This window comes from Winogradskyella pacifica, assembly GCF_003386275.1.
In the GTDB taxonomy this organism is placed as follows: domain Bacteria; phylum Bacteroidota; class Bacteroidia; order Flavobacteriales; family Flavobacteriaceae; genus Winogradskyella; species Winogradskyella pacifica.
In genome coordinates this window covers 322,445-337,165 of record NZ_QREI01000005.1, presented here as the reverse complement: position 1 = coordinate 337,165, position 14,721 = coordinate 322,445, and the positions used below count along the sequence as shown (strand labels likewise).

General features: G+C 32.4%; 16 protein-coding genes. 1 reads left to right on the top strand and 15 read right to left on the bottom strand.

All coding sequences use genetic code 11. From position 1 onward, the window contains the following. Positions 1-225 precede the first annotated feature (225 nt). Together DFQ09_RS12625 and DFQ09_RS12620 are read right to left on the bottom strand one after the other, a co-directional pair. Positions 226-1,524 carry a WG repeat-containing protein gene (locus DFQ09_RS12625; RefSeq protein WP_115810889.1) on the bottom strand — a complete coding sequence of 433 codons (1,299 nt, stop codon included), beginning with the start codon at positions 1,522-1,524 and terminating at the stop codon, positions 226-228. Positions 1,525-1,685: 161 nt separating this feature from the next. Next, the gene (locus DFQ09_RS12620; protein ID WP_115810887.1) at positions 1,686-2,483 is read right to left on the bottom strand and encodes a DUF5677 domain-containing protein; all 798 of its coding nucleotides are present in this window, start codon (positions 2,481-2,483) and stop codon (positions 1,686-1,688) included. A gap of 221 nt (positions 2,484-2,704) precedes the next feature. On the opposite strand from DFQ09_RS12620, the gene DFQ09_RS12615 reads away from it, so the two are divergent. After that, positions 2,705-3,037, top strand: a complete 333-nt coding sequence (locus DFQ09_RS12615) for a single-stranded DNA-binding protein (RefSeq protein WP_115810885.1) — start codon at positions 2,705-2,707, stop codon at positions 3,035-3,037. Positions 3,038-3,114: 77 nt separating this feature from the next. Here DFQ09_RS12615 and DFQ09_RS12610 read toward each other — a convergent pair whose 3' ends face one another. The 13 genes from DFQ09_RS12610 to DFQ09_RS12560 form a co-directional block, all read right to left on the bottom strand. Beyond that, a complete protein-coding gene (locus tag DFQ09_RS12610; protein WP_115810883.1) occupies positions 3,115-3,498 on the bottom strand; it encodes a cupredoxin domain-containing protein in 384 nt (127 codons plus the stop codon). Positions 3,499-3,530: 32 nt separating this feature from the next. Then, on the bottom strand, positions 3,531-4,079 hold the full coding sequence (locus DFQ09_RS12605; RefSeq protein ID WP_115810881.1) for a carboxymuconolactone decarboxylase family protein: 549 nt from the start codon (positions 4,077-4,079) through the stop codon (positions 3,531-3,533). A gap of 147 nt (positions 4,080-4,226) precedes the next feature. Continuing rightward, entirely contained in the window at positions 4,227-4,379 is a 153-nt protein-coding gene (locus tag DFQ09_RS18945; protein WP_179348970.1) for a hypothetical protein, read from the bottom strand. A 90-nt stretch (positions 4,380-4,469) separates the two neighbouring features. Next, positions 4,470-5,312: a helix-turn-helix domain-containing protein gene (locus DFQ09_RS12600; RefSeq protein WP_115810879.1), complete on the bottom strand. Its 843-nt coding sequence runs from the start codon at positions 5,310-5,312 to the stop codon at positions 4,470-4,472. 137 nt (positions 5,313-5,449) lie between these two features. Next, complete coding sequence (locus DFQ09_RS12595) at positions 5,450-6,754, bottom strand: T9SS type A sorting domain-containing protein (RefSeq protein WP_115810877.1); 1,305 nt, start codon at positions 6,752-6,754, stop codon at positions 5,450-5,452. Between the two features lie 130 nt (positions 6,755-6,884). Continuing rightward, complete coding sequence (locus tag DFQ09_RS18940) at positions 6,885-7,061, bottom strand: hypothetical protein (RefSeq protein ID WP_181897177.1); 177 nt, start codon at positions 7,059-7,061, stop codon at positions 6,885-6,887. Between the two features lie 146 nt (positions 7,062-7,207). Further along, a complete protein-coding gene (locus DFQ09_RS12590) occupies positions 7,208-7,906 on the bottom strand; it encodes a cupin domain-containing protein (RefSeq protein ID WP_115810875.1) in 699 nt (232 codons plus the stop codon). Between the two features lie 310 nt (positions 7,907-8,216). Beyond that, positions 8,217-8,735: a ferritin gene (locus DFQ09_RS12585; protein WP_115810873.1), complete on the bottom strand. Its 519-nt coding sequence runs from the start codon at positions 8,733-8,735 to the stop codon at positions 8,217-8,219. Between the two features lie 75 nt (positions 8,736-8,810). Further along, positions 8,811-9,713 carry a histone deacetylase family protein gene (locus DFQ09_RS12580; RefSeq protein ID WP_115810871.1) on the bottom strand — a complete coding sequence of 301 codons (903 nt, stop codon included), beginning with the start codon at positions 9,711-9,713 and terminating at the stop codon, positions 8,811-8,813. Then, on the bottom strand, positions 9,714-11,831 hold the full coding sequence (locus tag DFQ09_RS12575; RefSeq protein WP_115810869.1) for a Tex family protein: 2,118 nt from the start codon (positions 11,829-11,831) through the stop codon (positions 9,714-9,716). Positions 11,832-11,920: 89 nt separating this feature from the next. Next, entirely contained in the window at positions 11,921-12,628 is a 708-nt protein-coding gene (locus DFQ09_RS12570; RefSeq protein WP_115810867.1) for an OmpA family protein, read from the bottom strand. Between the two features lie 93 nt (positions 12,629-12,721). Beyond that, positions 12,722-13,192: a lipocalin gene (locus tag DFQ09_RS12565; RefSeq protein ID WP_115810865.1), complete on the bottom strand. Its 471-nt coding sequence runs from the start codon at positions 13,190-13,192 to the stop codon at positions 12,722-12,724. Between the two features lie 94 nt (positions 13,193-13,286). Then, positions 13,287-14,720: a hypothetical protein gene (locus tag DFQ09_RS12560; protein ID WP_115810863.1), complete on the bottom strand. Its 1,434-nt coding sequence runs from the start codon at positions 14,718-14,720 to the stop codon at positions 13,287-13,289. Between the last annotated feature and the right edge of the window lies 1 nt (position 14,721).

Genomic DNA, 14,721 nt, shown 5'->3' with positions numbered 1-14,721 from the left:
ATTTGCCGTAGTAAAAAGAGGAACGCCATATGTGGTTCTTCAGCAATATGCAGCATAAAAAATAAAACTAAATATTACTAGGATTTGATCTTGGAATACGTGTATGATTTTGTTGCGTGTTTAGGTACTAAAGTTAGCAAATGAATCACAAATAGAAAGTCTGCAAGGACTTTCGTAAGTAGGCTATAACTAGCAATGAATTATACACGGTGTTACCCAACGTTTTTATTCCGCAAATCTTATTAATTTATTTCTTTCAAGCCATAAATATGGTTTAGAAATGTTTTTAATTTCTTTTCCTTTATTGTTGATTATAAATGACATTCCATCTTTTTTTACAATTGCTTTTTTTTCTTTAAATGGTAATGCACTATCGTATATAATTGGAATTATGATTTCATTTTTATTATTGATGTAGCCATATTTATTGTTTTTTCGAACACAAGCTAAACCATTATTGAAGTCTCCCAAAAAATTGAATTTATATTGAGGTTCAATTATTATTTCGTTTTCTTTATTAATATATCCTGCTTTTTCATCTAATATAACCAAAGCTAGACCTTCATTAAAATAACGGATTTTATTATACTCAAATGGAATAACGACTTGCTCCTTAATATCAATCATTCCCCATTTATTAGATTTTTTTGCTAAAAACAATCCGTCTTTTAAATCACTAATATCATCGTATTCAATTGGAATTATAATTTTCCCTTGCTCATCAATTACACCTGTTTTTCCATTATTTCTTACTCTCATAAATCCATTTTGAAAGTAACCTGAAATTTCATCATAAATAGGATTTATAATAACATTTCCATTAATATTAATTAAGCCTTCTTTAAGTTGAATATGACCTGTTTTATTTAAAAACTCTACAAAAGTTCTACTACCATTTTCAGTAATCATTGATTTGTTCTTTTCAACAGCTTTACTTTCTATCATAAAAATGGCATTATTATCAATTATTGGTCTATAACTAAAAGTTAGACTATCTGGAAATATTTTCTTTCCATTTTTATCGACATAATTCCATTTGTCGTTTGTTTTTACAGAGGCATATCCTTCATAAAATGGAAACGCATCTTCATAATTTAAAGCAATAATAATTTTACCATTTTCATCAATGAAACCATATTTTTTGTCTTTTATAGCAATCCCTAAATTATCTTTATACCAATATGTTGCACTATATTCGGGAAATATTTTTTCATTACCATTTTCAAGTATAATTCCCGGTATTGAATCTTTTATAATATTTGATTTTCCATTAAAAAAGTCAGATGCATAAGTGTATTTAGAATTTATAACTTCTTTACCTTTTGAGTTTATAAATCCATAGTTTAATGAATCTTTTTTTGAAAACATTGACCTTTCTACTATATCAGAATAATAATCATTCGAACTTCCTTCAAGATTTACCATTATTCTTAAAAACTCCATTTTAAAAATATCGTTTCCGACTTTTTTTTGTCCGAAAACATTAGTGGATATTATTAAAATCAAAAAGAGTGTTTTTTTCATAAGTAGCTTTTTTTCAAATGTTGGGTAACGTGTTTGTATATGGTTTGTTGCGTGGTTTAAGCACCTAATTTAGCAAATAAAAACCGAATAGAAAATCCGCGAGGATTTTCGTAAGTAGGCTAGAACTAGCAATAAATTATATACGGTGTTACCTGCAGGCTTTATTTTTCGTTATTTATTTTTTTTAATATTTCATCTATTTTTAAATAATGTAAACTAAAATCTTCTCTATCAGTTTGCACGTACATCAAGAGAGTAAATAATTTAATAGAGTTACTCATTTGAAAAGCTAATCCGCAAATTCTTTCATATTCAGTTAATCTTTTTTCTAAAGTATTCATAGACATCATTTCTTGATAGGATTTCATTCCTCCGTGCACAAAAGAAGACAAGTCCGAATATTCAACTATTAATTTCCCGAAAAAATCAGAACTAAATGTGTCATCATTTTTCAACTCTTTATTTAAAAATCTAATAATATTTTTAAAAGAGTATTTCCTTGTTTTTTCCTCAACTTCTTTACGTGTTTTGTTTTTAAAATTTGGATGATCTTTTAAGAAAATGTCCCAATCCTTTAATTTGTAGTTTGGATCGTAAAGTTGCTGTTCGGAAACCTTAGCTCTAATTAAATCTAATACTTCTCTTGCGTCACCATATTCTAAATATTCTTTAGCAAAGTCGTCATTTTTGTCTAATAACCAGTTTATATAAAGATATTTAAAACGAATAAAATGTTCAATTAGACATCTATATAAAATTTTCATTCCATAATAATCATCAGTTTCACAATTATCATAAATTGAGTTTTTTATAAAATTAGCACTAAGGTCAATAAATTGAATTGAGATATTTGTATTTGTAAATTTTTTTGAAAAAACTGAAGTTGTTGATTTCGGAAAATAGTTTTGAAACTCTTCAAAAATTTCATCGTCTAAATCTCTAATGTTTTCTATTTCCATTCTGTTTTTCGGCTTGCAGGTAACTCACGTATATAAGCACTATAAAAATACAATAAAACCCCGTTTCATCAACAATTACCCATTTACAAACGAAAACAAATAATTACAAACGTATGTAAGTAGGTAACTACCGAATAATATTTGGATGCTATCAGATCTTTGTAGTGTCGAAACATTAGAACTCGATAGTATTAACTGTTAACCATTAAAATTTAGAAATTATGAACACACTTAAAAACAAAGTACAGTTGATTGGTAACTTAGGACAAGACCCAGAAATCACCAATTTTGAATCCGGAAAAATTTTAGCAAAATTCTCTGTCGCTACCAACGATAGTTATAAAAACGCACAAGGCGAAAAGATCACAGATACACAGTGGCATAATGTGGTTGCCTGGGGGAAAACAGCACAGATTATTGAGAAGTATATTACTAAAGGCAAAGAAGTGGCCATAGAAGGGAAGCTAACATCACGGTCTTGGGAGGATAAAGATGGCATAAAGCGCTACACTACAGAAGTGGTTTGTAATGAGCTGTTAATGTTAGGGAAATAAATAATAGTTTCATTGATAACACAAAAAGAGCAACCAATTGGTTGCTCTTTTTTTATTTAACGCTATAATGTAATTACTTACTTTACAGTTAAAGTGTACTGTGGTGTCGGGTTTAGAGGGCAAAAATAGACGTATTCTCCTTTTGTCAATTTTGTGACTTTCGACGTTTCTTTGGTGTTATTTTCTACAGCTTTAGTAACATAAGCCGTTTGAATATGATTTTCTGGCTTAGAGGCGTCAGCTCCCTTAGGAACTAATACAAATCCGACTTGGTGACCAACATTATTATTGGCAATTTCAAAAATGTAATCGCCTTCTGTTAAGGTCAATTCAGTTTGTGTAAAGACTCCTTTTGTTTGTTCTAAAGAAACTGTTGTTGCTTTAGAGGTCATTGTGTCTTGTGCATTTCCTGTTAATGTAAAGGTTAATGCGATTGCGATAACGGCTATAATTTTTTTCATCTTTTTTAAATTTTATGGGTTATAATTATTAATTAAATAGTTTCTAATTCTAAAGGTTGCGCAACAGGAAAATCTACAGGTACTTGCGTGGTGCTGTGAACATAGTTAGAGATGGTTTTATCGCCAACTAATGAAATGGTATCTATTAAATTTCCTTGTGTATAACCAGCATTAAAGTAGTTTTCTAAGACGTCTTGGTCTGTTTTTCCTCTGTTCTCTGTAATGTTTTTCGCTAGTTTTGCTAAAGCATCAAATTTTTCGTTTACACTAGAAAATCCAGCTCTTAATTCTAAGATTTGGGCGTCTGTAAAGCCGTTCATCTTTCCAATGGCAGTATGTGCAGAAAGACAATAAATACAATCGTTTACCTGACTAACAGCAAGGTTTACAACTTCTTTTTCTTTAGCAGATAATGAGGTTTTTGCATTGGCAAACGTTAAGTAGTTTTCTAAAGCAGTGTCACTATTTGCATAGGTTGCATATAAGTTAGGTACAAAACCTAATGCCTTATTTAGGTTATCGAATATCGCTTGGTTATTAGCGCTAACGTCTTCTCTTTTTAAAATATTAAATGTGCTCATGTTTTTAATTTTTTTATTCTGATTTAATACAGAATTATTATTAGTAATTGTTTTGATTTTTTTGTTGGTACAAAGTTGCGATATATCACAGTGCTAAAGAATGTTTGTTATTCCCTTTGGCATGTCATTTTTTCCCTTGTTCTTGATTTAGCTTATAAATGGCTTTTCGGCATCACAGTAATAATCATGAATATGTTTTTCCTCACAATACGATTCTGTGTTAATGGTGTTTACTATTTTTTTTGGACTGTTTGTAAATATCTCTATGAGATTAAATATGGATTTGATTTTTAGTGTCATCTTGTTATTGTTTTAATATTACAATGCAAAGATGCGAGAGAAGTGGCTACTTTAAAATGAAGAATTTGCCCAACGGCATGTCAATTTTTCCTAACTAGAGGTATTTAAGCGCTTTTTGTAGTCTGAAGGTGATATTGACGTATTTTTTTTGAACAAACGACTTAAGTGAGAGGCGTCTTCAAACCCGATATCGTAAGCAATTTCTTTTGCTGTTTTATCGGTATAAACTAATTGACGTTGTGTTTCTAATACAATACGGTTATGTATAATTTGTAATGGACTTCTGTTTAGTTTTGCAAAATTATTAGATAAGGTTTTCGGAGATTTAAATAGTTTTTCAGCATAAAACGCGACGCTGTGTTCTGTTTTAAAATGTTGTTCTACTAAGAAATTGAATTCACGTAGTAAATCTACTTTAGAGCTCTTCGGAGATTCTGTAATACCTTCTTTGGCTTTTAATAAACGCGTACTCTTTATAATAAACCGAGCCATTAACATTCTAAGCATTTCGGCTTGTATGTTGTCTTCGGTTTCTAATTCGTCTATAAAAACCTCGTGAAGGGTGTTGTACTTTTGTTGCTCGTTTTGATTTAAATGAATAATTGGGATATTAGTATTTCCAAAAAAGAGAATACCAACACAGCTTACTTCTTGGTCGTGATCTTTGATACAATAAAATTCACTGTTAAATTGATAAACGATGACGTCCTTACCGCCATTGTATTGAAGATATTGAATAGGCGTTAATGCTAATATGCTATGGGGTGGTACTGTAAATGGGACGCTGTCAATCGTGAGATCGATAGCTTCAGATTTTGCCCAAATAAAAGTATATAACTCACATTGTTTCGCTTTTTTTAAGGAAAGTAAATCAGTTTCATTTCCAATATTGAAAATAGCGTTGGTAGAAAATTCTTTAAAAGTGTGAGTCATAGCTACTAAGTCTAATAAGTAGAACAAAAATTACAAATCATAAGGTTATTTATAACACATTCTTGGCAGAATATAAATAGGGTAAATAATGAGTACTGTAATCATTGAGGTTTTAAATCCTATAAACCCAAATACCTTTAATTTTTAATAATCTTTTTTATAACTCTTGCACCTGTATTTTCATTTTGAATTTTAATAAAATAGAGCGCATCCTCTAATTGATCTAAATTAGAAATAGTAAGCTTTCCGTTACTAATTTTTTGAGTTAATTTTAGTATTTGTCTACCGTTTATATCTGTAATACTAATATTAAATGTATCGGCGCTGTTTGCTTCTGTTAGAATATTTATAGTAGAATTAAACGGATTAGGGCTTACTTCAATTGTGGTTAAATTGAAACTAGGAACGGAAAGTGTTCCTCCACAAATACTCCAACCCATATCTTCCATAAATCCGAGTGTAACTAATCCAGGATTATGAATAGCTTCTCCAAGTCCAATAGAGGGTGTCATTAATGAATTAGGATGTCCAGGTGGGTACGTGCCCTCGTCCCAATGACTATAACTTGAGCCACGCCTATAAATTGCAGGTGCATACGTCGATGGTTTTATGCCACCATTTTGTGCTGTAGTTATTGGACCATTGCTAAATAAATTATTTCCTGTGATTTCTAATAGTAACTCAGCCGACGGATCTTCAAAACTTGTAATAGCTGTAGGTATACCATTCTCAATAAAATTATCCCAAACACCAATAAAGCCTTGTATTCTAAGTACGCCTTGTGTTGGGGCGTCATCATCATCAACACCTCCAAACCCTATTATTCCCAAGCCGTGGCCAAGCTCGTGTAAAACGACAGAAACAAAGTCTACTTGGTTGCTAGGTGTATTACCGTCTAAACCAAAATAAAAATTTGCAGTACTGCTGAATGTCGCTTGGATGTCTGTAGAGGTTTCTTCTCCTGAATCAGGGAGTTCTTCACCTACTAGTTTTTCGGCTAAAGCCAAAGGAAAAGCAATATTGGGTGGGAGTCCATCTACTGAAATAGTGCTAAAGTTTGTCGGGCCGGCTCCTCCAAGTACTCCTTCATCTAGTTCAGAAAAATTAGCGGAAACTCTAATGGGTATTGGTGATTCAATAGAATTTGACCAAATATCTACTGCAAACTGAAAAGCGGCCTGTGCTTCTGGAGTAAAACCATTATAGTCAACTATAAACGTTGAACAATTTTCGCCACCTCTAGCCATTTTTTGAAATACGTTAGCTGGCGGTTTTATAGATGAGGACTTAGAATTTATAACTGGGTGATATTTACAAACATCCCAATCTACGGGGATAATTGTCCTGCTTATATCTTGTGCCTGTCCGTAAATAGATATGGAAAAAACCAATGAGATACTAAAAGAAATACTGATAAGCTTAAGAAAATAAATTGATCTCATGGTCCAAGAATTATATTAAAATTTGTAAATATAATTGACTTAGTCTATAAAATTTATCATTCCTTAAACACAATCATGTTTATTTTACAATTTAAATTATAAAACGTCTAAAAAGTATGATGAGTAGAGATTAAGCGACCTTCTTTAATAAGTCAAAACAAGGGCATTTTTTACAACGCTTATTTTCGGCTTTTTTATATTTTTTACAGCACTTAGTTTTTACATTGCCAAGTGTTTCAATACCAAAAGCCTCAAGAACTTTAATACGTTCCTTTTTTAGTTTTTTATTTTTCTTCTTTTTGCCCATCTTTAGTTTTCCTGCAAAAGGAAATCTTTAAGTTTTCAAGACAAAAGTAGTTATTTATATTTAATCTAAATAATATTTAACATTTAGGCTCTAAGAATTAATCGGTTAGGTGTTTTTCTTAGAATTATGGAACTATTAATTTTAACTTAATTCATTTTAGGGTCAGATCTCAGCACACCAGAGTTTGTGTGTACATTTCCAACCTCAGTAATTACCACTCCTTCTGGGCCTGCCATTTGCCAATGTGGTGATTCGGCTTCTGCCAACGAAGCAAAATCTCCTTCATTTGCTTCAATAATATAATTAGTAGTCGTTTTTCCTTCCCAATGGCTTTGAGGGATTACCACTTGCGGAAATTGATCGCGATTGTTTTCTCCTACGCCAACGATGTAACTTTTTCCATGTCTTACTAACCAACCTTCCATCTTTACAGGATTACCTTCTGCTGCGAAATGCATATGCTCTCCTAGCATTTGACCAGGTAATAGAAAGATATCCATTAACATGTATTGGTCTTCTTCGTTATTAACAAACATTATAGATGCTAATCCTAATTCAGCATAATTACCTTGATTGTAATCGGTAAGCCAAATTTTTTCACGTAATCCTTCGAAAACAGGATAATTATGATATTCAAGCATTTCCATTAATGCGTCTTTTGCTTTTTCTTTTAAAAACTGCCCATCGGCATCATAAAATTGTTCATTAGTGAAATTCAATTCTTTTTTTATGCTTTCATTAACTTCTTCTGTGGTATCTGTAGTTTTGTTTTTTTCGCTGTTATTAGCGCAGCTATTAAATAGAATGGTAATTAACAAAACGCTTAAGAGACAAAGTTTTTTCATAAAAAAAAAATAGTTTTTAAATTTAAAGTTCGTTGTAATAACTTTAAAGATAGTATAACCAAATAGGAATAAATTACACTTGTTTCATTTTATAATGCGATTTTGAGAGTCGACATTATTTAGGGTAATTTATTTTTAATCTCTGAAAATATTAAGTTAAAAATGATTTTATCGATAATTGATGATTCGAGTTTTAATTAACTACAATAAACGACTATAATCCCTATAAAATATAGAGATATGAATTCAGTTGATATTATGTTTTACTATAATAGAAGTGACGTGTATGGTAATCTCAGCTCATTAGCACTTAGGCTCCAGGGGTATCTGCTGCTGAGTTAACCGTTAGTTGTTGGATATCTCTATCAAATAAATATAAACCACCTTTGTCGTCACCAATCATTTTTACTTTGTCTAAGATTGTTCTCGCCATGGCTTCTTCTTCAATTTGTTCAGAAACATACCATTGTAAAAAGTTGTGAGTGGCGTAATCTTTTTCTTGTAAAGAGATATGAACAAGTTCGTTAATGCTTTCAGATACAAAAATTTCATGTTCTAAAAGTTTTTCAAACATGGCCTTATAAGATGTAAACGTTACGTTTGGCGCATTCAGTTCTGAAACATGTGCATGTCCACCACGTTCGTTTATGAATTTAACGAGTTTTAGCATGTGTTCGCGCTCTTCATCAGATTGGCTGTACATAAAGCTAGAAATACCTTCTAAACCTTTTACTTCTGCCCAAATAGCCATAGCTAAATACGCTTGAGACGATTCAGCTTCAATTCTAATTTGTTTGTTTAATGCGGCTTCTATAGATTTTGATAACATAATTGATTGTGTTTTAAACAAAGATAGGAATAGTTAATCCGTTGGTAAAATATTTGTGAACAATTGCTTTTCAGATTAAAAGTATATTTCTTGTGCTAATCGGAATGTGTTAGCGTGCGCGTCTACAATCGTTTTGATTTTTGGGGAATAACCACCTCCCATACTACACATAACAGGAATTTGATTGACTTTGCATTGCTCTAAAACGAAACGGTCTCTAGCTTTACAACCATCAACGGTGAGATTTAGTTTTCCTAATTTATCAGTTTCAATAACATCTACACCGCATAAATAGTAAATAAAATCTGGTTGTTGTTGTGCAATGAGTTTTGGTAGCGTCTTTTCTAATAATTTTAAATAAGCAGAATCATCAGTATCATTTTCTAAAGCGATATCTAAATCACTAATTTCTTTTTTAAATGGATAATTGCTTTCTCCATGCATAGAAAATGTAAAAACGGACGGGTCATTCTGAAAAATCTCTGCCGTTCCATTGCCTTGATGCACGTCTAAGTCTACAATTAAAATGTTTTGTGCTAAACCATTTTGTTGAAGGTACTTTGCGCCAATTGCTTGGTCATTTAGCATACAAAATGCTTCTCCACGATTTGAAAAGGCATGATGCGTACCACCTGCAATATTCATAGCAATGCCATGTTGTAAAGCAAATTCACTAGCTTTAATGGTGCCATCTGCAATCAATAGTTCACGTTGCACTAAAGCCCTACTTAACGGAAATCCTATTTTACGAGCAGCGCGTTGATCTAGAGTTAAATTTACTAAATCATAATAATATTCAGGGTCATGTACTGCAACAATATGTTTGTCATTAGGTTGTTCTGGTTGAAAGAAATTAGCTTGAGTACAGGTGCCTTCGTGTAAAAGTTGCTGTGGTAATAATTCGTGTTTTTCCATAGGAAACCGGTGTCCTACAGGAAGTGGATGTTTATATATGGGATGAAAAGCTATTTTTAGCATCTAGTTGTGAAGCTTTAATTGAATCCGTTTCCTTGCTACATCAACCTCCAAAACCTTTACAATAATTTGCTGATGCAGATGCACATGTTCATTAACGTCTTTCACAAAATTATCCGATAAATTTGACACATGAATCAGTCCACTTTCTTTAATCCCAACATCTACAAAGCACCCAAAATTGGTAATGTTATTAACAATGCCAGGCAACAATTGCCCTTCGTGTAAATCTGTAATGGTTTTTATATTTTGGTTGAATGTAAACACCTTGGCTGTTTCTCTAATGTCTAATCCAGGTTTTTCTAATTCTTTAATAATATCTTGAAGCGTGGGCAAACCAACTGTTTTTGTAAAATATTTTTTTAGATCTATTTTTTGAAGGATAGTTTTATTTCCAATTAAGTCTTGAAGCGAAACCCCTTCGTCTTTAGCCATTTTTTCGACTATTTTATAAGTTTCAGGATGTACAGATGAATTGTCTAATGGATTTTTGGCATCGCGAATCCTTAAGAAACCAGCCGCTTGTTCGTATGCTTTTCCACCTAAACGTGGCACTTTTTTAATCTCGTTTCTCGATGTAAAGGCTCCGTTTTCGTTTCGGTAATTAAAAATGTTTTCTGCTAATTTTGGTCCAATTCCAGAAACCGAACTGAGTAGCGGTGTACTTGCAGTGTTAATGTTAACACCGACGGCATTCACACAATTTTCAACCACAACATCGAGTTGTTTTTGAAGCTTTGTTTGATCCACATCATGCTGGTATTGCCCAACTCCAATAGATTTAGCGTCAATTTTTACCAACTCGGCTAAGGGATCTTGTAAACGTCTTCCAATAGAAACCGAACCACGAACCGTAACATCGTAATTAGGAAATTCGTCTCGAGCAATTTTTGATGCCGAATAAATACTCGCACCAGCTTCACTAACGACGAATACCTGGATATCATTTTTAAATTGAATCTTTCGAATTAAAGCTTCGGTTTCTCGTGATGCGGTTCCGTTTCCAATGGCAATCGCTTCAATTTGATAAGCTTCGACTAAAGAAGAAATCTTTTTTATGGCACCAATACTATCATTTTTTGGGGCATGTGGATAGATGTTTTCATTGTGTTTTAAAGCACCTTGAGCATCTAAACAAACGACTTTACAACCACTTCTAAAACCAGGATCGATGGCTAAAACTCGTTTTTCGCCAATAGGTGAGCCTAATAATAATTGCTTTAAATTTTTAGCAAAAACAGTAATCGCAGATTCATCGGCTTTTTCCTTTGCCTTTTGAAGGGCTTCATTACTTAATGATGGAAATAATAAACGTTTATAGGCATCTGAAATGGCCAATTCTATTTGATCTGCACAAGCATTTTGGCTTTGTATGATTCTATTATCAATACGTTCTAAAACTCTTACAGCATCAACTTCAATTTTCACCCTAATAAAGCCTTCGCTTTCTGCTCTTAAAATGGCTAATAATCTATGTGAAGGAATTCGTGATAGGGATTCAGACCAATCAAAATAGTCTCGGAATTTTTGCGCTTTTTCGTCTGCAGATTTAGACTTAATTACTTTGGTCGTAATTTGAGCATGTCGTTCTAATTCGTTCCGTAAACTATTCCTAATATCAGTGCGTTCATTAATCCATTCGGCAATGATATGTCTGGCTCCTTCTAAAGCATCTTCAACAGATGTAACATCTCCTTTAACATATTTAAACGCGATAGATTCGATATCGTTTGCTTTTTGACTCATGATGATTTTAGCCAAAGGCTCTAAACCATTTTTACGAGCCGTTTCGGCTTTGGTTTTTCGTTTTTTCTTGAATGGTAAATACAGATCTTCAAGCGTTGTTACATCTTGAGTGTTTTCAATTTTTTGTTTTAAGTCTTCGGTTAAAACGTCTTGTTCGTCCAAAGCTTTTAAAATGGCGATTTTTCGTTTTTCTAAAGCTTCAAATAACTCTTTGTATTTAACAATATCTCCAATTTGTACTTCATCTAGATTTCCTGTGGCTTCTTTTCTGTATCGCGAAATGAATGGAATGGTACAATCTTCATTCAGTAATTGAACGGTACTTTTTATATTTTTTTCGGCTAATTGCGTGTGTTGAACTATATACTTTATCATCATAAAAAAAGACCTTATAAATTTAAAATTATAAGGTCTGTAATATATTTAACTCTATTGTAATTGCCGAATAGTTTTAGCAAAAGTTATTAATTAGATCCGGCTTCTTTTTTCGCATCATTAACCATTGTTTCGTTCGGCACAATAGCAATATTGACACGTCTGTTCTTAGAACGGCCTTCTGCTGTTGTATTATCGTACATCGGTTGTTCTTCTCCAAACCAGTGTGTTGTAAATCGTCCGTAAGCTAAACCTTTTCCGGTTAAGTAATTAGTTACAGCTTCAGCTCTGTTTTTAGACAACGTCATGTTGTAAGCATCATTACCAGAACTGTCTGTATGGCCTACGACTAGAATGTTTGTGTCTGGATATTCTGTAAATACACTTGCTAATTTATTTAGTGTTTCTTGCGATTTAGCATTGATGTTATACTTTTCTGTATCAAAATAAACACCACTTTGTTCATCAAAGGTGACTACAATTCCGTCATCTACACGTTCTACGGTTGCTCCAGGGATTTCAGTTTCAATTTGTTGAGCTTGTTTGTCCATTTTGTTTCCAATGAGCACACCAGCTCCACCACCAACAACTCCTCCAATAACAGCTCCTAATTCTCCTTTGCCGCCTTTACCAACGTTGTTTCCAATGATAGCACCAAGGATGGCTCCACCTGCAGCTCCAATGGCAGCTCCTTTTTGTTTGTTATTAGCGTTATCTACAGCCTTACAACTTGTCATCAGTACTAAAAGTAGTGATAATGTTATGGCTAAATTCGATTTATAATTTAATAGTTTCATATGTTTTTATTTATTGTTTTTTAATGGTCAGATGCTGTTCGCTTTTAATCATTCCTTTAGGTGATAAAATTTTGAACATGCTCGTTTCATAGTTTAAAATTTTGTAAAATTCATAGTAATAGTGATGGGCTTTCCGTCTAAATTCACGGTTTGTTGCCATTGCATAGCCGTATCAGAAAGTGCTGTTAATTCTAACCGAAATCCTGCATTAGTTTCCGATTTGCCCTTTTCGTTGGTAGGTTTCAATAGGAAATTATATAAACCAGTATCTTCATTAACTTCATCTATGGTGAATGCGAAAAATCGCTTATCTGAGGAACAATTCAATCCAGACAGGGTATAAACACCTGTATTGTTATTGGGTATAAATTGCCATGAGCTATTCTCGAAGCACACTTTTTCGGCATCATTAAAAAGTGTGATTTTTAAATCGCCAATGGCCGAAGATTTTACAGAAGCTAAGGTCCAATCTCCTTTAATCGTTTTTTTAGATTGTCGAACGGTCTTTGACGCTCCACAAGCTAAAAAGCAAACGGTTAAACATAATAGTGCTAGTTTTTTCATTGTCTTTAAGTAATGTGTGAATTCAAAATTACTTAAAGTATAGCGCGTGGCTTGCTTGTAAAGAAAAAATTATTGATGCAATTGAAAACCTCAATTAGAATTTTATAAGGTTGTATTCGCTCTCTTTAAGATTGAAAGCGCTAAAATAGAGTTCATTATTATAGTAGAAAATGTCTTCTGCCGTAAGATATGGCTTGTCTTTTTTGTATTCTGTTATCTTATCAAAACTATTTTCTTTGATTTCACCTTTAACGTGTTTAAAATTTGAATCTAATATAGTATTGAAAAACGTCGACTTTGTTGCGGTATAGTAATTATAATTATGGAATGTAGGGTTGAAAGAAATAAAGCCACCGCTGGTCATTGCGGGAGTGCTTACAATTGGGCTAATTCCGCCTGTATTTATTTCTTGATAGCCTCCTAAAGTAATATAGAATAATTCATTTGAAAAGTGAACATTAATACCAAGGTTTCCTGCAGATATTTTTCTTAAATATTTAGATGTCTGTTCAAATTTTCTTGTATTTATAAAAGGTATTGCGGTGGCTCCTTCTTGAATTATTGGTGAGTTTTTAAAATTGATAGTCATATCTCTATTAAGATAATAGTTGTTGATAGGATGACCGTCAAAGTCTTTAATTTCAAAAGCCATTTCGTCTTTAGAACTTGCTATTTGATATATGTTTTTTTCAAAAATGAAGGAATTAAACTTTTTAAAACTATCGTTAATTCTTGGTTTAGGGTAAGGGTATGTTTTGACTTTTAAGTCTAACTCCTCTAAATTTAAGGTGTAAAAAATAGTAGCGTCTTCATTTATATCAAAAGTGAGATAGAGGGTTTCTTTATCTTGATACAATTTGTTGGTGCGAGAAGCGCGTTCTATAGAACTTGGTGTTCTAGGATCAATCTTGGTAATATTACGAGACTCATATCCGGATAAAATAAAAGCACCTATGGCATATTTACTGCTAATTAGTGAAGTGTCTTCACTTATTTCTTCTAAAACAAAAGTTTTAATAACGCCAAACGTATTATTAGGGTTTAGTTGTCTTAAAGTTAATGTAGATGCATTGTCTCCGCTTAAAACATACAACTCGTTGTGATAATTTATAGCATCTAAAAATACTTCACCTTTATTAAGATTTAAATCTATTTCGGTGGAATAACTTGTTTTAGAATTGAAGTCTAAATGTAGGATAGCGAATTTGCTATAGTTATTGTTTGTATAAAGAACATGGTAGGTATTGCTACCTACTCTATAACCCAGAACTTCGTTGTATTTAGATTTAATATTTGAAGTTTCAAACTTTTGAACTTCTTTAAATTCAGAATTAAATAGGTATGCAGCAATAATTTTGCGCTCCACTATAATAAGCGCTAAGTCGTTACTCTTGGTATTTGTTAATGTGTATGAATCTTTACTAGTTCGCCTAGATAAATCTTCGTTTTTAAAAGACAATACAAGTTCTTGACTTGGTAAATTGAAAGACAATAGTAAGACAAGAATTTGTATGTATCTTTTTATCATG